Below are 18,050 nucleotides of genomic sequence, written 5' to 3' on the forward strand. Positions count from 1 at the left end.
CTACAGGACTCGGCGCTCGCAAGGGCCCGAGTTGATCCATTTTCTTGCCCTGCAAGACACGAGGCACAGCATGCAAATCAAACTCGCCAACCCCCGTGGCTTCTGCGCCGGCGTGGACCGGGCGATCGAAATCGTCAACCGCGCCCTGGAAGTCTTCGGGCCGCCGATTTACGTGCGTCATGAAGTCGTCCACAACAAATTCGTGGTCGAAGACCTGCGCGCGCGCGGCGCCATCTTTGTCGAAGAGCTGGACCAGGTGCCGGACGACGTCATTGTCATCTTCAGCGCCCACGGTGTTTCCCAGGCCGTGCGTACCGAAGCGGCAGGCCGTGGCCTCAAAGTCTTCGATGCCACCTGCCCGCTGGTCACCAAGGTGCATATCGAAGTGGCGCGCTACAGCCGTGACGGTCGAGAGTGCATCCTTATTGGCCATGCCGGCCACCCGGAAGTCGAAGGCACCATGGGCCAGTATGACGCCAGCAATGGCGGGGCGATTTACCTGGTGGAAGACGAAAAAGATGTCGCCAGCCTGCAGGTGCACAACCCCGAGCGCCTGGCATTCGTGACCCAGACCACCTTGTCCATGGACGACACCAGCCGCGTGATCGACGCGCTGCGCAGCCGCTTCCCGGCGATTGGCGGCCCACGCAAGGACGACATCTGCTACGCCACTCAAAACCGGCAGGACGCGGTCAAGCAACTGGCCGATGAATGCGACGTGGTTTTGGTTGTCGGCAGCCCTAACAGCTCAAACTCCAACCGCCTGCGTGAGTTGGCTGAACGCATGGCAACGCCGGCGTACCTCATCGATGGCGCCGAAGATATGCAACGCAGCTGGTTCGATGGCGTCGAGCGTATCGGTATCACGGCGGGCGCTTCGGCCCCGGAAGTGCTGGTGCGCGGCGTTATCCAGCAGTTGCACGCCTGGGGCGCCACTGGTGCCGATGAGCTGGCTGGCCGTGAAGAGAACATCACCTTCTCCATGCCCAAGGAGCTGCGGGTTCGCTCGCTGCTCTGAGTACCTGTGTGCCGGAGTAGCTCCGGCACAACGCCTGCTCGGCACGCTCGCTGCGCAGGCTGATGCGCCCGCTGGGCGCCAGTACGACCTGATACAGGCTCTGCGCCTGATCTGTGGCGCATACGTGCACGGTGCCAGCGCGAAAACCTCCTCCTGAAAACACCGGTTCGCCTAGTCCGCTGAAGCGCACCTGATTCTTGACAGGCCCATTGCCAACGATCGCCACGCCGCCATTGCCCTGCTGCTCCAGCAGTACTGGATTGTCGTCATCCAGATAACCGCGTCCGCTCACATCCACAATGACCCGCCAGCCCTGGCTCCAGTCGTCTTCCCGCGCATGAATGACCACCGGTTGGTTACGGGCGATGGCTTCAGTCCGGGCGTAGCGCAGTCCTGAGGCCAAGGATTGCGCGACGCCCTGTCGCTGCTGTGATTCCAGCAAACCCTTGAAGCTGGGGGTGGCCAGGCTGGCCAGGATGCCGCTCACGATCAGCCCGAGCAGCAGTTCGATCAGGGTGAAGCCTTGTTGGCGCATGTATCGTCCGTCCTTGGATTCAGGTGAAGCACTAGGTATAGCGCCCAGTACGTTGCGCCGAATGATGGCCTTCATGTCCAAAGTATTTCCCTTTGTTCCGGGAGCAGCGCGAGCAAAAAACCGGCGCTAGTCTTGGGCCGCACAGCAGATTTTTCCTGCTTTTTTCGGACCTCGACACGGATGACGACGGTAATGCTTGCTTGCCCCAACAGCGGTTTTCCCCAGGATTTTTCCAGGCGCCAAATCGGCATGACGCTGATCGAGGTGCTGGTTGCAGTGTTGATTCTCGCCATTGGCCTGCTGGGTGCGGCGGTGATCCAGCTCAATGCGCTCAAGTACACAGACAGTTCCAGGATGACCAGCCAGGCGAGTTTCATTGCCTATGACATGCTTGACCGAATCCGCGCCAATTCCGCTGTCGACTACTCCTGGGGCCGGGCCGAGCCTGCTCCTGCCAGCATTGCGTCCGCCAGCGTGCGCGACCTGGATTTGCATGATTTCGAGGCCAATATCCTCGGTTTTGCCGGGGCGAGCGCCAAAGGCTCGGTGTCGGTCAGTGCGGGCGAGGTGACGGTCAGCATCAGTTGGGACGATAGCCGGGGCGCAAACAGACCGGGTGCCCGGGAAACATTCACCCTGACCAGTCGCATCGATGATGAGTCGAGGGGCGCGCAATGAGGTGGAGCGTTAGGGGATTCAGCCTGGTGGAACTGCTACTGGCGTTGGCCATGGGCCTGGTAGTGGTGCTTGGGGTCACCCAAGTGCTGATCAGTTCCAAAGCCACTCACGCCAGCCAGCAGGCCGCCACGTTGCTGCAGGACGATGCACGGTTCTTACTGGGCAAGATGACCCAGGATATTCGCCAGGCGGGCATGTTTGGCTGTTTGGCCACGGCGTCTATCGACAATGCCCCACCCGCTTTTGATCAGCCGGTCAGTTGGAAGGCCGAGGCGGGGGCGAAGTCGCTGTCGCTGGTGACAACTGATGTCGGTCTGGAAAGTGGCAAGCCTGACTGGACCGTATTGTCCGACTGCACGGGGACCGCCCAGGCGTATGTTGGCAGTGCGCCAGCGCCTGCCCCCGGACAAATCCGCTTTGCGCTGCGCCAGATCACCTACACCTTCGAAGCCGGCCAATTGAAAGTCAGTACGCCTGCGGCGCCTGCCAAGGCCGTGCTGGTGGATAACGTGCAGGCTTTCGATATCAGCTTTGGCGTGGCTGCCAAACCATCGTCGACGGAGGTGGCGCGTTATGACGCGAGTCCGGCGGACCTTGCCTTGATACGCAGTGTGCGCATCCTGATGACGCTGCAAGACCCAGCCGGACGCGTGAAGGATCAAACCTACAGCGTCGTGGCGGCGCTGCGAAACCGGCTGGGGTAGGGCGGCCATGATGCTTAAAGAGCCTATTCGTCTGCGGCAGGCGGGCATGGTGCTGCTGATCAGCCTGGTGTTGTTGCTGTTGTTGTCGCTGATCGGGCTGTCATCCCAGCAAGGGGCGGTGAGCCAGCAAAAGGTCACCGCTAGCCTCTGGCACCGCAATCAGTCGCTGCAAAGCGCCGAGAGTGGCTTGCGGCGTGGGGAGTCAGTCGTAAAGCGATCATTTGCGATGCTGCCGCCTTGCCGGTCGGTTGTCACCTGCGCACCGCCGGCCGCCGCCTATTCGGTGGTTGGGGCGGGGCTGGACCCTGTTTCGGGGATCACTTGGACTGCACTGGACGGCGGTCTATACGGCATTCAATCCCTGGGACCCTCGGTGGGGCTGGCGCATTTGCCACCACGCACCGTGGCCGACGCGTATCGAGTGACGGCTGTCGGGTTAAGCGGCCAATTGCGCACGGTGCTGGAGAGCGTCTATGCGCATGTAGAAGAGGAGGGCGGCTCGCGTTTCCGGCGGGTGGCCTGGCGGCAACTTCAATAAGGAGCGTTGAAATGGGCATGGACAGCCAGGGCTTTACCCTGATTGAGTTACTGATCGCCGTGGCGATCATTGCGGTGCTGGCCGGGATTGCTTACCCCGGCTACACCAGCCATATGAAAAAAGTCTATCGCGTGGAAATCGTCGCGTTATTGACCGATCAGGCTCAGCATCTGGAGCGTTTTTATACAAGGAACGGTACTTTTATTGATGCAAGCGTCAGCGAGGGCAATGATCGCTATAGAATCACCGCAGCATTGAACCCTCAGGATTTCCAGCTGGTGGCTACGCCTGGCGTCCGCTCGGTGATGACCGGCGATCCTTGCGGCGACTTCAGCCTGGCCAGTACCGGTGCGCGGACCAATCCGGGCGCGGCACCTGAAATGTCGCGCAAGCTGTGCTGGGGGCAATGATGAGGGTGCTGGATGACTGGGCGCCAAGTGCGCGTGTTCCTATTTATCGGCTGGATCAAATGATGGCAGAGCAACAGCAGGTAGTGATTGTCGGTGGCGGGGTCATCGGCTTGTTGACAGCGTTCAACCTGGCGACCCAAGGGCAAGCCGTAGTGCTGCTGGAGCGCGCGGGGTTGGGGCGGGAGTCCTCCTGGGCGGGCGGCGGTATTGTCTCGCCGCTGTATCCCTGGCGCTACAGCCCGGCCGTCACCGCACTGGCCCATTGGTCCCAAGACTTTTATCCTCAGTTGGCACAGCGCCTGTTTGCCCAGACCGGTGTCGACCCGGAGGTGCATACCACGGGCCTGTACTGGCTGGACCTGGACGACGAAGCCGAAGCCCTGGCCTGGGCTGCGCGAGAAGGCCGCCCCTTGAGCAAAGTGGATGTCTCGGCTGCCCATGATGCCGTTCCGGTGCTGGGCGGCGGGTACTCCAGCGCGGTCTACATGGCTGACGTCGCCAATGTGCGCAACCCGCGCCTGGTCAAATCCCTCAAGGCGGCACTGCTCGCGTTGCCCGGCGTGACCCTCCACGAGCAGTGTGAAGTGACCGGATTTGTTCTGGATGCGGGCAATGTCGTGGGTGTGAACACAGCTGGTGGGCCGATCTTCGGTGATCAGGTTGTACTGGCGGCCGGGGCGTGGAGTGGTGAACTGCTGGGTACTTTGGGCCTGTCGCTGCCGGTCGAGCCGGTCAAAGGCCAGATGATCCTGTACAAATGCGCCTCGGACTTCCTGTCGAGCATGGTCCTGGCCAAGGGGCGTTATGCGATCCCGCGGCGTGACGGGCACATCTTGATCGGCAGTACCCTGGAGCATGAAGGCTTCGACAAGACCCCTACCGACACGGCGCTGCAAAGCCTCAAGGCATCAGCGGTGGAGTTGATTCCCGCCTTGGCGGACGCCGAGGTGGTTGGGCACTGGGCCGGATTGCGCCCTGGTTCGCCGGAAGGCATCCCCTATATTGGCCAAGTGCCGGGCTTCAAAGGCTTGTGGCTCAACTGCGGCCATTACCGCAATGGCCTGGTGCTTGCGCCGGCATCCTGCCAGTTGTTTACCGACTTGCTGCTGGCGCGTACGCCGATCATCGACCCCGCGCCTTATGCGCCCGAAGGTCGGATCAACGCTGGATAGACTTCGGTCCTTGTTCCAGATGCGCCTGGGTGCAATACCACTCCTGGCGCGAGCTCAGGGCGCGATCCTGTGGCAGGTGTACGCCGCAGTGGGCGCAGCGCACCATCAGGGCAGCGTCAGGCTCGCTGGTACGTTGCTGCTTGGCGGCCGGGCTTTTGAATTTGCGCCAGAACCATACTGCGGCGGCAATGACGGCAATCCAGAACAATAGACGAAGCATGATGGGCAGTTTCTCGACAAGGAATGCGCCAGTTTAGCCAAGGACGTGCCAGGCGCACAGCGCAATAAATATCACCCACAAAAAAGGAGCCTCGAAAGGCTCCTTCTTGATGACGCCGGGTGCAATCAGTCGAACACACCGAAGGTCATGTAGCTGAACCACGAACGGTCCTGGTTGTTGCCCAGGGCCTGCGGCTCTTCTTCTTCGATCACGTCGCCGTTCTCGTCATGCGGCTTGAGCTCCGAAGGAATGGCGTCCTTGGCGTCCTGGTACTGCTTGATCACGTCCTGGTTGGCGCGGGTTTCGCCCGGCGGCAGCGGTGGACGGGATTCGATCAGGCCCAGGGTGTACTTGCTCAGCCACGAACGGTTGTCCGCTTCAGCAACCTGAGGCACGAACTGGCCGTCTTTCAGGCTTGGGTGATCCGGGTAGTTGAGCTTCAGGGTTTCCAGGCTGGTGCTGGCCAGCTCGTCCAGGTGCAGACGCTGGTAAGCCTCGGTCATCACCGCCAGGCCGTCACCCACAGAAGGGGTTTCCTGGAAGTTTTCTACCACATAACGACCACGGTTGGCGGCGGCTACGTAGGCCTGACGGGTCAGGTAGTAATGCGCCACGTGGATCTCGTAGGACGCCAGCAGGTTGCGCAGGTAGATCATGCGCTGCTTGGCATCCGGTGCGTAGCGGCTATTGGGGTAGCGGCTGGTCAACTGGGCGAACTCGTTGTAGGAGTCGCGGGCAGCACCCGGGTCACGCTTGGTCATGTCCAGCGGCAGGAAGCGCGCCAGCAGGCCGACGTCCTGGTCGAACGAGGTCAGGCCCTTCATGTAGTAGGCGTAGTCGACGTTCGGGTGCTGCGGATGCAGGCGGATGAAACGCTCGGCGGCGGACTTGGCAGCTTCCGGCTCGGCGTTCTTGTAGTTGGCGTAGATCAACTCGAGCTGGGCCTGGTCGGCATAGCGCCCGAACGGATAACGCGACTCCAGTGCCTTCAGCTTCGCTGTGGCGCTGGTGAAGCTATTATTGTCCAAGTCTTTCTGAGCCAGTTGGTACAACTCGACTTCGCTCAGGTTTTCGTCGACGACTTCCTTTGTTGACGAGCAAGCAGCAGTCATGGCGAGGATGGCGATCAGCAGCAGGTGTTTCACTTGCATGGCGGCTTGCGTCCCTATGACGGCCGCTGTCTTGGGCGGGGCCGTCCTGTTATGATGAGCGCCCCGTTGAAAGCCTCGGGGCAAAAGACGCCGTATTTAACCACAAGCGCGCAGCCGAAACCAAAGGCTACGCCACGCCTAGTCTGAGCATGTCCGATAAAATTGAACTTCGCGCAGAGGTGCCGTCCGAATTGGGCGGCCAACGCCTCGATCAAGTCGCCGCACAATTATTCGCTGAGCACTCGCGCTCGCGCCTTTCCGCCTGGATCAAAGACGGCCGCCTGACTGTGGATGGAGCGGTTATCCGCCCGCGAGACATAGTCCATGGCGGTGCGATTCTTGAGCTGACTGCCGAGCAGGAAGCCCAGGGAGAATGGGTCGCCCAGGACATCGAGCTGGATATCGTCTATGAAGACGACGACATCCTGGTCATCAACAAACCCGCAGGCCTGGTGGTTCACCCGGCGGCCGGGCACGCTGATGGCACCTTGCTCAATGCCCTGCTGCACCACGTGCCGGACATCATCAATGTCCCGCGCTGCGGCATCGTGCACCGTCTGGACAAGGACACCACCGGTTTGATGGTGGTGGCCAAGACCATTCAGGCGCAGACGCAGTTGGTCACACAATTGCAAAGCCGCAGCGTCAGCCGGATCTACGAGTGCATCGTGATCGGCGTGGTGGTAGCGGGTGGCAAGATCAACGCCCCAATCGGTCGCCACGGCCAGCAGCGCCAGCGTATGGCGGTGATGGAAGGCGGCAAGCAGGCCGTTAGCCACTATCGTGTGCTGGAGCGTTTCCGTTCCCACACTCACGTGCGGGTCAAGCTGGAAACCGGCCGTACCCACCAGATTCGCGTGCACATGGCGCACATCAACTTCCCGTTGGTCGGAGATCCGGCCTACGGCGGTCGCTTCCGTATTCCGCCTGCGGCCAGCCAGACCATGGTTGAATCGTTGAAAACCTTCCCGCGCCAGGCCTTGCACGCACGTTTCCTGGAGCTGGACCATCCGACGAGCGGTAAACGGATGAGCTGGGAATCGCCGCTGCCGGACGATCTGGTCTGGCTGCTGTCGCTGCTCAAGCAGGATCGCGAGGCGTTTATCGGATGAGTGACTGGCTGATTCCTGACTGGCCTGCGCCGGCTCAGGTGAAAGCCTGCGTCACCACCCGTGCGGGCGGCGTCAGCCTGACGCCGTTCGACAGCCTCAACCTGGGCGATCACGTCGAGGACAGCCTGGAGGCCGTCCTTGAGAATCGCCGTCGTCTTAGCGATGCCTTCAATATTCAGCCGGCTTGGCTGCGTCAGGTTCATGGTGTGACTGTGGTCGAAGCCGACCCAAATCGCACCGCCGAAGCGGATGGCAGTTGGACCAGCACCCCTGGCATTGCCTGCACCTCCATGACCGCCGATTGCCTGCCTGCGTTGTTCTGCAACCGCGCCGGCACCCATGTGGCGGCGGCCCATGCCGGTTGGCGTGGACTGGCGGCGGGCGTGCTGGAAGCTGCCTTTGAAAGCCTGGATACCGATCCGTGTGAAGTGCTGGTCTGGCTTGGCCCGGCGATTGGTCCGCAAGCCTTTGAAGTCGGCCCGGAAGTGCGTGAAGCCTTCATGCAGCAATTGCCGATCACCGCTGAAGCCTTCGTGCCCAGCCGTAATCCTGGCAAGTTCATGGCCGACATCTATAAGCTGGCCCGTTTGCGCCTGGCCGCACGTGGCGTCACTGCTGTTTATGGTGGGGGGTTCTGCACCGTGACCGACCCGCGCTTCTTTTCTTACCGCCGTAGCCCACGCACCGGTCGGTTTGCCTCCCTTATCTGGCTGGAACGCTAGACTCATCTGATCTGCGTCAACTGTCCGTAGCTTGAATCTCCCAGAATCCACCCCATCTATAAGGGTATCTGGCAGGTTTCTTCATTCAGGATGTTTTATAGCTCCGGCCTGCTCAAAAGGAAGGTGACTAATGCGTATAGATCGTTTAACCAGCAAATTGCAGTTGGCGTTATCTGATTCTCAATCCCTGGCGGTGGGCCTCGACCACCCAGCCATCGAGCCTGCACACTTGATGCAGGCGCTCCTGGAACAGCAAGGTGGTTCTATCAAGCCCTTGCTGATGCAGGTGGGCTTCGACGTCAACAGCCTGCGCAAGGAGTTGAGCAAGGAGCTCGACCAACTGCCGAAAATCCAAAACCCTACCGGCGACGTGAATATGTCCCAGGACTTGGCGCGCCTGCTTAACCAAGCGGACCGCTTGGCCCAGCAAAAGGGCGACCAGTTCATCTCCAGCGAACTGGTGCTGCTCGCTGCCATGGACGAAAACAGCAAGCTCGGCAAGTTGTTGCTGGGCCAGGGCGTGAGCAAGAAAGCCCTGGAAAACGCCATCAACAACCTGCGTGGCGGCGACGCGGTGAACGACCCCAACCATGAGGAGTCGCGCCAAGCCCTTGATAAATACACCGTCGACCTGACCAAGCGCGCTGAAGAAGGCAAGCTTGATCCGGTGATCGGCCGTGACGATGAAATCCGTCGCACCATCCAGGTCCTGCAACGTCGCACCAAGAACAACCCGGTGCTTATCGGTGAGCCTGGCGTGGGTAAAACCGCGATTGCCGAGGGCCTGGCCCAGCGCATCATCAATGGTGAAGTGCCGGACGGCCTCAAAGGCAAACGCCTGCTGTCCTTGGACATGGGGTCGCTGATTGCCGGCGCCAAGTTCCGTGGCGAGTTCGAAGAACGCCTGAAATCCCTGCTTAATGAACTGTCGAAGCAGGAAGGGCAGATCATTCTGTTTATAGACGAACTGCACACCATGGTCGGCGCCGGTAAAGGCGAAGGCTCCATGGATGCGGGCAACATGCTCAAGCCAGCCTTGGCGCGGGGCGAGTTGCATTGCGTCGGTGCCACGACGCTCAACGAATATCGCCAGTACATTGAAAAGGACGCGGCCCTTGAGCGTCGCTTCCAGAAAGTGCTGGTGGAAGAGCCGAGCGAAGAGGACACCATTGCGATCCTGCGTGGCCTGAAAGAGCGTTATGAGGTCCACCATAAGGTGGCGATCACTGACGGTGCGATCATTGCGGCGGCGAAATTGAGCCACCGCTATATCACTGATCGTCAGTTGCCTGACAAGGCCATCGACTTGATCGACGAAGCGGCCAGCCGCATCCGCATGGAGATCGACTCCAAGCCGGAAGTGCTCGACCGTCTGGATCGGCGCCTGATTCAACTGAAAGTTGAGTCCCAGGCCCTGAAGAAAGAAGAAGACGACGCGGCGAAAAAACGCCTGGAAAAACTCCAGGAAGAAATCGTCCGTCTGGAGCGCGAGTATTCGGACCTGGAAGAAATCTGGACCTCGGAAAAAGCCGAAGTGCAGGGCTCTGCGCAGATCCAGCAAAAGATCGAGCAGTCCCGCCAGGAGCTGGAAGCCGCGCGCCGTAAAGGCGACCTGAACCGCATGGCCGAGTTGCAGTACGGGGTGATCCCCGACCTGGAGCGCAGCCTGCAGATGGTCGACCAGCACGGCAAGTCTGAAAACCAGTTGCTGCGCAGCAAGGTGACCGAGGAAGAAATCGCCGAAGTCGTCTCGAAGTGGACCGGCATTCCGGTGTCGAAAATGCTCGAAGGCGAGCGCGACAAGCTGCTGAAGATGGAAAGCCTGTTGCACCAACGTGTGATTGGCCAGGAAGAGGCCGTGGTCGCGGTGTCCAACGCGGTACGGCGTTCGCGGGCCGGTTTGTCCGACCCGAACCGTCCGAGCGGCTCGTTCATGTTCCTCGGCCCGACCGGTGTGGGTAAGACCGAACTGTGCAAGGCCTTGGCCGAGTTCCTCTTTGATACCGAAGAGGCCATGGTGCGGATCGATATGTCCGAATTCATGGAGAAACACTCGGTGGCTCGCTTGATCGGTGCACCACCAGGCTATGTGGGCTACGAAGAGGGTGGTTACCTGACAGAAGCCGTGCGGCGCAAGCCTTACTCGGTGATCCTGCTGGATGAGGTCGAGAAGGCGCACCCGGATGTGTTCAACATCCTGCTGCAAGTGCTGGAAGATGGACGCCTGACGGACAGCCACGGGCGTACCGTGGACTTCCGCAACACGGTGATCGTGATGACCTCCAACCTGGGCTCGGCACAGATCCAGGAGTTGGTGGGTGATCGTGAAGGCCAGCGCGCTGCCGTGATGGATGCGCTGACCAGCCACTTCCGTCCGGAGTTCATCAACCGGGTCGACGAAGTGGTGATCTTCGAGCCTCTGGCACGGGATCAGATCGCCGGCATCACTGAGATCCAGTTGGGTCGCCTGCGTGGGCGCCTGGCAGAGCGCGAGCTGGACCTGGTGTTGAGCGGCGAGGCGTTAGACAAGCTGATCGCGGTTGGTTACGACCCGGTGTATGGCGCACGGCCTCTGAAACGTGCGATCCAGCGCTGGATCGAGAACCCGCTGGCCCAGCTGATCCTGTCCGGCAGCTTCATGCCGGGCACCAGCGTCGAGGCGACGGTGGAAAACGACGAAATTGTCTTCCACTGATCCCCGTCTGTTGGGTATTAAGAGAAGGCCCCGCATTGCGGGGCCTTTTTTTTTCGATAGGGCGTTGAACTGTAAGGCAAAGGCTTGTAAAGTGCGCCCCGCAGCAACGTCAGCCCACGGGTTTCTTCTCCCCAAGAAGAAATCAGAAACAAGCGCAAATCATTGTCTTAAAAGCAATTTAAAGGGTTGACAGGGGTTTTTAAGATTGTAGAATAGCGCGCCTCAGAGACATGAACGTAGCGATACGGACAAGTCGAAGAGAGGGTAGTAAGCAACAACGTAGTGCTTTGAAATATGTAGTTCCGTGATAGCTCAGTCGGTAGAGCAAATGACTGTTAATCATTGGGTCCCAGGTTCGAGTCCTGGTCACGGAGCCAATTTCAATATCGGGGTATAGCGCAGTCCGGTAGCGCGCCTGCTTTGGGAGCAGGATGTCGGGAGTTCGAATCCCCCTACCCCGACCATATTTGGGTCGTTAGCTCAGTTGGTAGAGCAGTTGGCTTTTAACCAATTGGTCGTAGGTTCGAATCCCACACGACCCACCATTTTTGAGACCAGTTAACGCTGGAATCGAATCTTAAGATCAGAGGCCAAAAGCGCTGATCGAAGAAGGCGACTGAAAGGTCGCCTTTTTTTACCGGGGTATAGCGCAGTCCGGTAGCGCGCCTGCTTTGGGAGCAGGATGTCAGGAGTTCGAATCCCCTTACCCCGACCATATTAAAAATCCCCGTATCGAAAGATACGGGGATTTTTTTTGTGCACGCAAATCTGACTCACCGCAAAACGAATGTGGGAGCGGGCTTGCTCGCGAAAGCGGTGGTTCAGTGCCAGATGTACTGACTGATACACCGCTTTCGCGAGCAAGCCCGCTCCCACATTGACCAAGTCCCCTCCGGGACCGTGTTGTTAGTGCAGTTTCAGGCGCGGCTCGGTTCCACGCCCAATCTTGCTCCCCAGCATCAACATCGCCGTGCGGAAGACCCCATACAGCGCCATCTGGTGCATGCGGTACAGCGAAACATAGAACATCCGCGCCAGCCAGCCTTCGAGCATCACACTGCCGGTGAGGTTGCCCATCAAGTTACCCACCGCCGAGAAGCGCGACAGCGAGATCAGCGAGCCATAGTCGGTGTACTTGTAGCTCGGCAGGTCCTTGCCCTCGATACGCAGCTTCAGCGACTTGGCCAGCAGCGATGCTTGCTGGTGAGCGGCCTGGGCCCGTGGCGGTACATTGCGGTCGGTGCCCGGTTGCGGGCAGGCGGCGCAGTCGCCAAAGGCGAAGATGTTTTCGTCGCGGGTGGTTTGCAGTGTCGGCAGTACTTGCAGTTGATTGATGCGGTTGGTTTCCAGGCCGTCGATGTCCTTGAGGAAACCAGGCGCGCGAATCCCCGCGGCCCAGACCTTGAGGCTGGCGGGAATCACCTGGCCACTGCTGGTGATTAGCGCATCGGCCGTCACTTCGCTGACCGCCGAATTGGTCAGCACGGTCACCCCAAGTTTCTCTAGGGTTTTATGCACAGGCCCGCCGATACGCTCCGGCAGGGCTGGCAGCACCCGTGGGCCGGCTTCGATCAGGGTGATGTGCATGTTTTCCGGCTTGATGCGATCCAGGCCGTAGGCGGCCAGCTCATGGGCGGCGTTGTGCAGTTCGGCGGCCAGCTCGACCCCGGTTGCCCCCGCGCCGACGATGGCGACGCTGATCTTTTCCACCACATCCGTCTGCCCGGCATGGGCGCGCAGGTAGTGGTTGAGCAGTTGCTGGTGGAAGCGCTCGGCCTGCTTGCGGGTGTCGAGGAACAGGCAGTGTTGCGCCGCGCCTTCGGTGCCGAAGTCATTGGTGGTGCTGCCAACAGCAATCACCAGGCTGTCGTAGCCCAGCACGCGCGCGGGCACCAGCTCACGACCTTCTTCGTCAAGGGTGGCGGCCAGCTGGATCTTCTTCTGTTCACGGTCGAGCCCGCTCATGCGCCCCAGTTGGAACTCGAAGTGGTTCCATTTGGCTTGGGCGACATAATTGAGTTCGTCTTCCGAAGAGTTCAGCGAACCGGCGGCCACTTCGTGCAGCAAGGGCTTCCAGATGTGGGTCAGGTTGGCGTCTACCAGCGTGATGCTGGCGGTGCCGCGCTTGCCCAGAGTCTTACCCAGGCGGGTAGCCAACTCCAGGCCGCCGGCGCCGCCGCCGACGATAATAATACGATGGGTCATGGGGATATCTCGCAAGGCTAAAAGAAATCGGAGCAGTTACCCCCGCGAGCGCCAGGCAGCTCATAGCGTCAGGTAACTCAAAAGTCGGCTCAGCAAGCCCAGGCCGATCACCACAACAAGCACCACACCCAGGAGCAGCCACGGCCGGAAAGGCTTGCGCTCGACTCGGTTTTGGGAGAGTTGCAGGTACTCTTCGACATGCTGTTGGTCATCGGGGTTCAGGCGGCTGGTCATAAAGGCCTCGTCAGGTAGACGTTGCAAAAGGGCGCCACGTTACAGTCCGGGGGATCAGAGGCTGATGCCCACATCGAACACTATGCTGCGGCCCAGGTTGTTGCGCAAGAAATCCGGTGCGTCGGGGTGAGCGAACAAAACCCGTGCAAAGGTCGGCCCCACCAGCGACAACGAGCGCCAGCCCTGGCGCAGGTATTCGGTCGGCGGCGGAAAATGACTGTTGAGGTCGAGTACTTCGCGCTTGAGGCTGGTGAAGGCGACGATATCCAGCTCCCCCAGGTCCATCCCGCGTTCTTTATAGTTATGCGCCTTCTTGCGCAGTGTAGGTGCCAGGCGCAATAAAAATTCGTGGGCCGGAATGCGCCGCGGCTTGGCTTCGCGCCGCACCAATTGGCTCAGGGAGAAGGCGCTGCGCCGACGCAGCAACTCGTCGCGCCATTCGTCGTTCAGGCGGCGGCCCTCATCCAGTACGAAAAACACCTCGAAGCTGGCATCGCGAAACAGTACGTCCGGCGGCTCTTGCCCGGCGGCATGAAACTCTTCGGCTCGGTAGGGCACGTTCAAGCCTTGCAGCAGGCGTTGGCAGACCCAACGCTCACGCTCCCATTTGCGGGCATTGGACAGGAACGCGTTGGCTTGTTCGGCTGCTACGGTGAGCAGGCGCAAGTAATCTGAGTCATCCATAGCTAGCAGCTTAGCGCTCAAATGATGACCGCAGGAAGTCCCGCTATAAAACGTCGGTGTAGACTGACAATCCGACTGATTTTCCAACATGGAGCGTGCTGCCGTGATCAGTGCCGCGATGCTGGCGCCGACAACCCTGGGCGTCGGCTGGCTGTTGTATGCCCCCGTTGTGCTATGGGCGGTCATACGGTCACCTTGGGTCGAATTGTTTGCCGACCGTCGACGCCAACATTTGCTGTTCGGCACCGTGTTCGCGTTGTTCATACTGTGGCTGGTGCGGCGGGATTTTGATACCGGCGTGTCCTACCACTTCATCGGCATGACCGCCGTGACCCTGCTGCTGGATTGGCCCCTCGCAATCGTCGGCGGCTTTGCCGCCCAGGTGGGCTTGATGGTGTTGGGTCGCCAGGACTTGGCCGCCCTTGGCATCAACGGCCTGTTGCTGATCGGGCTGCCGGTGCTGGTCACCGAGGCCTGCGCGTTGCTGGTGGAGCGAGCGCAACCGCGCAATCCCTTTGTGTATATCTTCTGTTCCGGTTTTTTTGCTGCTGCTCTGTCGGCGCTGCTTTGCCTGCTGTTCGGGCTTGGGCTGCTCTGGTTCGACGGTCGTTTCGCCATGCCGGAATGGCTGGAAGATTTCATCGGCTACCTGTGGCTGATCATTTTCCCCGAAGCCTTTATCAACGGCATGGTCATCAGCGCCCTGGTGGTGTTTTGCCCTGAATGGCTGGAGACCTTCAACCGCACGCGCTACCTCTCGGCACCTTGGAAGGATGAAGATTCGCAGCGTTGACCCAGATCAAATCCAGCGCACGCAGCCAGGCCCATGCTCTGCAGAATTTTTCAGGAGCATGAAACATGAGTGTGTACGAGTGGGCACGGCAGGAGTTGCGCAGAAGCCAGGATGCGGCACAGGAAATCGGTTTTGACCCAGGCCTGACCCTGCGCGCCATGCTCAGCGCAGTGGTGCAGCAGAGCAAGGGTGTGCGCAGTTTCGAAGACCTGGCCGACGAGCTGCAATACCTTGCAGAGAACCTCGACGACCAGCAGGAATACGCCTTTATGCGCCCTTAGTGGCGTGGCGGCAGGTCTTCGGAAAACAGCTCGTCTTCGGCCTCCGGGGCCACGGGGATCTTGTGTTCCTCAGCGGCCCAGGCGCCCAGGTCAATGAGTTTGCAGCGGTCCGAGCAGAACGGCCGGTTGAGGTTGGTCGCTTTCCATTCCACGGGTGCGCCGCAGGTTGGGCAGTCGACGGTCAAGGGTTGGCTCATGATCGGCCTCCACGCAAAGTAAGGTAAAAGTGGTGCAGTCGCTCGACCTCGCTGTGCAGCCAGGCGAGGTCCTGGTCATTGACCAGTACGTCATCGGCATGTTTCAGGCGGTCTTCACGGCTGGACTGCGCCTTGAGAATCGCCTGCACCTGCTGTTCGTTGATGCCGTCGCGTTGCAGGGTACGCTGAATCTGCAGCGATTGCGGCACGTCGATCACCAGGATGCGCTGGGTCATGCTGTACTGGCCCGACTCGATCAGCAGTGGCGACACCAGAATCGCGTAAGGTGACGTCGCGCGCGCCAGGTGGCTGCGGATCTCTTCGCCAATCAACGGGTGCAGCAGGGCTTCGAGCCAGCGGCGCTCTTCGGGGACTTCAAAGATCAGCGTGCGCAAGGCGGCGCGGTCCAACTGGCCGTCAGGTTGCAACACGCCGGCACCAAAGTGCTCAGCGATGCGTACCAATGCCGGGCGGCCAGGCTCGACCACCCAGCGGGCGGCGTGATCAGCGTCCACCAGGTCGATACCCAGGTCGATAAAGTGCTGCGCCGCCGCGCTTTTGCCGCTGCCGATACCGCCGGTGAGGCCGAGAATCCAGGGTGTTGCAACAGAAGTGGTCATCTGAAACCGACAGACTGCAAATAGAAGTCGGTTATTTGACCACCCCAGAGCAATGCAATCCAGCCGGCAATTGCCAGATACGGACCAAACGGCATTGGTGCCGACGCCTGGGCCTTGCGCAGGCGCATCAGGATCAAGCCGACGAACACGCCGACCAACGACGACATCAACAGCGTCATCGGCAGGATCTGCCAGCCGCCCCAGGCACCGAGCAGTGCGAGTAACTTGAAGTCGCCGTGGCCCATACCGTCCTTGCCGGTAGCCAGCTTGAACAGCCAGAACACGCTCCACAGGCTCATGTACCCGAACACCGCGCCCCACAGGGCGTCGGGCAATGTCGTCAGCAGGCCGAACCCGTTGACGATCAGCCCCAGCCACAGCAGTGGCATCACCAGCACATCCGGCAACAGTTGATGGTCGGCATCGATCAGGCTCATCGCCAACAAACCCCAGCTCAGCACCAGCACTGCGCCCGCTTGCCAGCCAAAGCCGAAATGCCAGGCGACCCAGGCCGAGATCAGTCCACACGCCAGTTCAGTAAGCGGATAGCGGGCGCTGATGGCACCTTGGCAATGGGCACAGCGACCTCGCAGGAACAGGTAGCTGAGCAGTGGGATATTTTCCCACGGCCGTATCGGATGGTTGCAGTGCGGGCAGCAGGAATTGGGGTGCATCAGGTTGTAGGTCGGCCCAGCGGGATCGGCGGGTAGACCGAGCACTTCATGGGCCTGGGCGCGCCATTCCCGTTCGAGCATTTTTGGCAGGCGCAATGCCAGCACGTTAAGGAAACTGCCGACGATCAGCCCCAGTACACCCGCCATCACGACAAAAGCCCACGGATGCGCAACCAGTAACAGGCTCAAAACGCGCTCCCCAGCTGGAAGACCGGCAAGTACATGGCGATTACCAGCGCACCGACAATGCTCCCCAGGATCACCATGATCAGCGGCTCCATCAGGCTGGTGAGGTTGTCGACCAGGTTGTCCACGTCGGCCTCGTAATGGTTGGCGACCTTTTCCAGCATGCGGTCCAGTGTGCCTGACTCCTCGCCGATGGCAGTCATCTGGATTGCCATACGAGGAAACAGACCGCTGGCGACCATGGATTGATTCAATGCCATGCCGGTGGATACGTCGTGTCGCATATGCTCGATTGCCTGTTTGAACGGCCCTGAACCAACGGCGCCGGCCACTGAATCCAATGCCTGAGCCAATGGAACACCCGCTGCGAAGGTCGTGGACAGTGTGCGTGCGTAGCGGGCCACGGCCGATTTTGTCAGCAGTTTGCCTGCGAGTGGGGTTTTCAACAAACCGGCGTCCAGCCAGCGTCGAAAAGCAGGGACGGCGCGATAGAAGTGGCGCAATCCCATGCCTCCCGCGAGAACGCCAAGCGCTACGATCCACCAGGCCTTCTGCATGAACTCGGACAGGGCGATCACCTGCAAGGTAAAGCCGGGCAGCGTGCCGTCGACGCCGGCAAACAGATTCTGGAATTGCGGCACGACGTGGATCAACAAGACGCCAGTGACAAGACAGGCCACCGCCAGCACCGCGATCGGATAGGTCATGGCTTTTTTGATCCTGGCCCTTAACTGCTCACTCTTTTCCCGATGAATCGCCACGCGCTCCAGCAGGGTTTCCAGTGCTCCGGCCTGTTCGCCGGCGGCCACCAGGTTGCAAAACAGCTCATCGAAGCAGCGAGGCTTTTTGCGCAAGGCGTCGGACAGGCTGGAACCTGCGGCAATCGCTTGTTTCAGTCCTTGCACCAGCTCACGCACAGCGCGGTGTTCGAAGCCTTCGCCGATGATGTCGAAGGCTTGCAGCAGGGGAATTCCGGCCTTCAGCAGCGTCGCAAGTTGGCGAGTGAGCAGGGTGATATCCGTCGATTTGATCGGCGGTGTGAGTCCCCGTAGAGCGGAGGATTTCTTGCGCACATGCCCTGGGCTGATGCCCTGTTGGCGCAACTGGGCCCTGACCCAGGCAAGATTGTGCCCCGTGGTTTGCCCGCACACCCTGCGTCCTTTGCGATTGATGCCTTCCCAGGCGTACTGCGTTAAAGCGTCGTCCATGTCAGCGTTCCGC

21 protein-coding genes and 4 tRNA genes are annotated in these 18,050 nt (G+C 60.3%); 15 read left to right on the plus strand and 10 right to left on the minus strand.

The features are described from left to right. Positions 1–70 precede the first annotated feature (70 nt). The gene (gene ispH / locus RB216_RS03770; RefSeq protein WP_016976308.1) at positions 71–1,018 is read left to right on the plus strand and encodes a 4-hydroxy-3-methylbut-2-enyl diphosphate reductase; all 948 of its coding nucleotides are present in this window, start codon (positions 71–73) and stop codon (positions 1,016–1,018) included. On the opposite strand, the gene RB216_RS03775 is transcribed toward ispH, so the two are convergent. Beyond that, on the minus strand, positions 972–1,553 hold the full coding sequence (locus tag RB216_RS03775) for a GspH/FimT family pseudopilin (RefSeq protein WP_308908335.1): 582 nt from the start codon (positions 1,551–1,553) through the stop codon (positions 972–974). The two genes, ispH and RB216_RS03775, sit on opposite strands and share 47 nt — an antisense overlap. 192 nt (positions 1,554–1,745) lie before the next feature. On the opposite strand from RB216_RS03775, the gene pilV reads away from it, so the two are divergent. The 5 genes from pilV (at position 1,746) to thiO (ending at position 5,055) form a co-directional block, all read left to right on the plus strand. After that, positions 1,746–2,231, plus strand: a complete 486-nt coding sequence (gene pilV, locus RB216_RS03780) for a type IV pilus modification protein PilV (RefSeq protein WP_122686017.1) — start codon at positions 1,746–1,748, stop codon at positions 2,229–2,231. Then, complete coding sequence (locus tag RB216_RS03785; protein ID WP_308908336.1) at positions 2,228–2,935, plus strand: PilW family protein; 708 nt, start codon at positions 2,228–2,230, stop codon at positions 2,933–2,935. The genes pilV and RB216_RS03785 overlap by 4 nt, the downstream gene beginning before the upstream one ends. A gap of 7 nt (positions 2,936–2,942) precedes the next feature. Then, a complete protein-coding gene (locus RB216_RS03790; RefSeq protein ID WP_122686021.1) occupies positions 2,943–3,473 on the plus strand; it encodes a pilus assembly PilX family protein in 531 nt (176 codons plus the stop codon). An 11-nt stretch (positions 3,474–3,484) separates the two neighbouring features. After that, on the plus strand, positions 3,485–3,883 hold the full coding sequence (locus RB216_RS03795) for a type IV pilin protein (protein WP_305383517.1): 399 nt from the start codon (positions 3,485–3,487) through the stop codon (positions 3,881–3,883). Positions 3,884–3,945: 62 nt separating this feature from the next. Continuing rightward, a complete protein-coding gene (thiO, locus tag RB216_RS03800) occupies positions 3,946–5,055 on the plus strand; it encodes a glycine oxidase ThiO (protein ID WP_028618785.1) in 1,110 nt (369 codons plus the stop codon). Here thiO and RB216_RS03805 read toward each other — a convergent pair. Both RB216_RS03805 and RB216_RS03810 read right to left on the minus strand, forming a co-directional pair. Then, complete coding sequence (locus RB216_RS03805; protein ID WP_028618786.1) at positions 5,042–5,275, minus strand: PP0621 family protein; 234 nt, start codon at positions 5,273–5,275, stop codon at positions 5,042–5,044. The genes thiO and RB216_RS03805 overlap by 14 nt on opposite strands. Before the next feature lie 125 nt (positions 5,276–5,400). Further along, positions 5,401–6,426, minus strand: coding sequence for an outer membrane protein assembly factor BamD (locus RB216_RS03810; RefSeq protein ID WP_028618787.1), 1,026 nt, complete (start codon positions 6,424–6,426; stop codon positions 5,401–5,403). A gap of 149 nt (positions 6,427–6,575) precedes the next feature. On the opposite strand from RB216_RS03810, the gene rluD reads away from it, so the two are divergent. The 7 genes from rluD to RB216_RS03845 all read left to right on the plus strand — a co-directional run bounded on the left by rluD (position 6,576) and on the right by RB216_RS03845 (position 11,670). Further along, on the plus strand, positions 6,576–7,538 hold the full coding sequence (gene rluD / locus RB216_RS03815; protein ID WP_016976299.1) for a 23S rRNA pseudouridine(1911/1915/1917) synthase RluD: 963 nt from the start codon (positions 6,576–6,578) through the stop codon (positions 7,536–7,538). Beyond that, complete coding sequence (gene pgeF / locus RB216_RS03820; RefSeq protein ID WP_028618788.1) at positions 7,535–8,260, plus strand: peptidoglycan editing factor PgeF; 726 nt, start codon at positions 7,535–7,537, stop codon at positions 8,258–8,260. Before rluD ends, pgeF begins: the two co-directional genes overlap by 4 nt. A 130-nt stretch (positions 8,261–8,390) precedes the next feature. After that, positions 8,391–10,955 (plus strand): ATP-dependent chaperone ClpB, encoded by a 2,565-nt coding sequence (clpB, locus tag RB216_RS03825; protein ID WP_308908337.1) that lies wholly within the window; start codon positions 8,391–8,393, stop codon positions 10,953–10,955. A 301-nt stretch (positions 10,956–11,256) separates the two neighbouring features. After that, a tRNA-Asn gene (locus RB216_RS03830) sits at positions 11,257–11,332 on the plus strand. Between the two features lie 10 nt (positions 11,333–11,342). Then, positions 11,343–11,419: transfer RNA gene (locus RB216_RS03835), tRNA-Pro, on the plus strand. Positions 11,420–11,424: 5 nt separating this feature from the next. Then, positions 11,425–11,500, plus strand: a tRNA-Lys gene (locus RB216_RS03840). Positions 11,501–11,593: 93 nt separating this feature from the next. Continuing rightward, a tRNA-Pro gene (locus tag RB216_RS03845) sits at positions 11,594–11,670 on the plus strand. Positions 11,671–11,861: 191 nt separating this feature from the next. Here RB216_RS03845 and RB216_RS03850 read toward each other — a convergent pair. Genes RB216_RS03850 through RB216_RS03860 form a run of 3 tightly spaced genes read right to left on the minus strand, consistent with a single transcriptional unit; the run spans position 11,862 to position 14,078 of the window. Next, positions 11,862–13,160, minus strand: a complete 1,299-nt coding sequence (locus RB216_RS03850; protein WP_028618790.1) for an NAD(P)/FAD-dependent oxidoreductase — start codon at positions 13,158–13,160, stop codon at positions 11,862–11,864. 60 nt (positions 13,161–13,220) lie between these two features. Then, positions 13,221–13,394 carry a DUF3094 family protein gene (locus tag RB216_RS03855; RefSeq protein ID WP_016976295.1) on the minus strand — a complete coding sequence of 58 codons (174 nt, stop codon included), beginning with the start codon at positions 13,392–13,394 and terminating at the stop codon, positions 13,221–13,223. Positions 13,395–13,448: 54 nt separating this feature from the next. Beyond that, positions 13,449–14,078 (minus strand): DUF1780 domain-containing protein, encoded by a 630-nt coding sequence (locus RB216_RS03860; protein ID WP_010213242.1) that lies wholly within the window; start codon positions 14,076–14,078, stop codon positions 13,449–13,451. Positions 14,079–14,181: 103 nt separating this feature from the next. On the opposite strand from RB216_RS03860, the gene RB216_RS03865 reads away from it, so the two are divergent. Further along, positions 14,182–14,871, plus strand: coding sequence for an energy-coupling factor ABC transporter permease (locus RB216_RS03865; RefSeq protein WP_028618791.1), 690 nt, complete (start codon positions 14,182–14,184; stop codon positions 14,869–14,871). Positions 14,872–14,936: 65 nt separating this feature from the next. Further along, positions 14,937–15,152: a hypothetical protein gene (locus tag RB216_RS03870; RefSeq protein WP_003171680.1), complete on the plus strand. Its 216-nt coding sequence runs from the start codon at positions 14,937–14,939 to the stop codon at positions 15,150–15,152. On the opposite strand, the gene yacG is transcribed toward RB216_RS03870, so the two are convergent. From yacG to RB216_RS03890, 4 genes are read right to left on the minus strand one after another with little or no spacing between them, the layout of a single operon-like run. Further along, positions 15,149–15,349 carry a DNA gyrase inhibitor YacG gene (gene yacG, locus RB216_RS03875; RefSeq protein ID WP_028618792.1) on the minus strand — a complete coding sequence of 67 codons (201 nt, stop codon included), beginning with the start codon at positions 15,347–15,349 and terminating at the stop codon, positions 15,149–15,151. The genes RB216_RS03870 and yacG overlap by 4 nt on opposite strands. After that, positions 15,346–15,969: a dephospho-CoA kinase gene (coaE, locus tag RB216_RS03880; protein ID WP_028618793.1), complete on the minus strand. Its 624-nt coding sequence runs from the start codon at positions 15,967–15,969 to the stop codon at positions 15,346–15,348. Before coaE ends, yacG begins: the two co-directional genes overlap by 4 nt. Continuing rightward, positions 15,966–16,832, minus strand: coding sequence for a prepilin peptidase (locus RB216_RS03885; protein WP_308908338.1), 867 nt, complete (start codon positions 16,830–16,832; stop codon positions 15,966–15,968). The genes coaE and RB216_RS03885 overlap by 4 nt, the downstream gene beginning before the upstream one ends. Next, complete coding sequence (locus RB216_RS03890) at positions 16,829–18,037, minus strand: type II secretion system F family protein (protein ID WP_308908339.1); 1,209 nt, start codon at positions 18,035–18,037, stop codon at positions 16,829–16,831. The genes RB216_RS03885 and RB216_RS03890 overlap by 4 nt, the downstream gene beginning before the upstream one ends. Positions 18,038–18,050: the final 13 nt, after the last annotated feature.

It is taken from the genome of Pseudomonas canadensis, assembly GCF_030980095.1.
Classification (GTDB): Bacteria; Pseudomonadota; Gammaproteobacteria; order Pseudomonadales; family Pseudomonadaceae; genus Aquipseudomonas; species Aquipseudomonas canadensis.

Bases quoted from the DNA above. Each gene is read 5' to 3' on its own strand.
- ispH (WP_016976308.1), top strand. From the start codon at position 71: ATGCAAATCAAACTCGCCAACCCCCGTGGCTTCTGCGCCGGCGTGGAC.
- RB216_RS03775 (WP_308908335.1), bottom strand. From the start codon at position 1,553: ATGCGCCAACAAGGCTTCACCCTGATCGAACTGCTGCTCGGGCTGATC.
- pilV (WP_122686017.1), top strand. From the start codon at position 1,746: ATGCTTGCTTGCCCCAACAGCGGTTTTCCCCAGGATTTTTCCAGGCGC.
- RB216_RS03785 (WP_308908336.1), top strand. From the start codon at position 2,228: ATGAGGTGGAGCGTTAGGGGATTCAGCCTGGTGGAACTGCTACTGGCG.
- RB216_RS03790 (WP_122686021.1), top strand. From the start codon at position 2,943: ATGATGCTTAAAGAGCCTATTCGTCTGCGGCAGGCGGGCATGGTGCTG.
- RB216_RS03795 (WP_305383517.1), top strand. From the start codon at position 3,485: ATGGGCATGGACAGCCAGGGCTTTACCCTGATTGAGTTACTGATCGCC.
- thiO (WP_028618785.1), top strand. From the start codon at position 3,946: ATGGCAGAGCAACAGCAGGTAGTGATTGTCGGTGGCGGGGTCATCGGC.
- RB216_RS03805 (WP_028618786.1), bottom strand. From the start codon at position 5,275: ATGCTTCGTCTATTGTTCTGGATTGCCGTCATTGCCGCCGCAGTATGG.
- RB216_RS03810 (WP_028618787.1), bottom strand. From the start codon at position 6,426: ATGCAAGTGAAACACCTGCTGCTGATCGCCATCCTCGCCATGACTGCT.
- rluD (WP_016976299.1), top strand. From the start codon at position 6,576: ATGTCCGATAAAATTGAACTTCGCGCAGAGGTGCCGTCCGAATTGGGC.
- pgeF (WP_028618788.1), top strand. From the start codon at position 7,535: ATGAGTGACTGGCTGATTCCTGACTGGCCTGCGCCGGCTCAGGTGAAA.
- clpB (WP_308908337.1), top strand. From the start codon at position 8,391: ATGCGTATAGATCGTTTAACCAGCAAATTGCAGTTGGCGTTATCTGAT.
- RB216_RS03850 (WP_028618790.1), bottom strand. From the start codon at position 13,160: ATGACCCATCGTATTATTATCGTCGGCGGCGGCGCCGGCGGCCTGGAG.
- RB216_RS03855 (WP_016976295.1), bottom strand. From the start codon at position 13,394: ATGACCAGCCGCCTGAACCCCGATGACCAACAGCATGTCGAAGAGTAC.
- RB216_RS03860 (WP_010213242.1), bottom strand. From the start codon at position 14,078: ATGGATGACTCAGATTACTTGCGCCTGCTCACCGTAGCAGCCGAACAA.
- RB216_RS03870 (WP_003171680.1), top strand. From the start codon at position 14,937: ATGAGTGTGTACGAGTGGGCACGGCAGGAGTTGCGCAGAAGCCAGGAT.
- yacG (WP_028618792.1), bottom strand. From the start codon at position 15,349: ATGAGCCAACCCTTGACCGTCGACTGCCCAACCTGCGGCGCACCCGTG.
- coaE (WP_028618793.1), bottom strand. From the start codon at position 15,969: ATGACCACTTCTGTTGCAACACCCTGGATTCTCGGCCTCACCGGCGGT.
- RB216_RS03890 (WP_308908339.1), bottom strand. From the start codon at position 18,037: ATGGACGACGCTTTAACGCAGTACGCCTGGGAAGGCATCAATCGCAAA.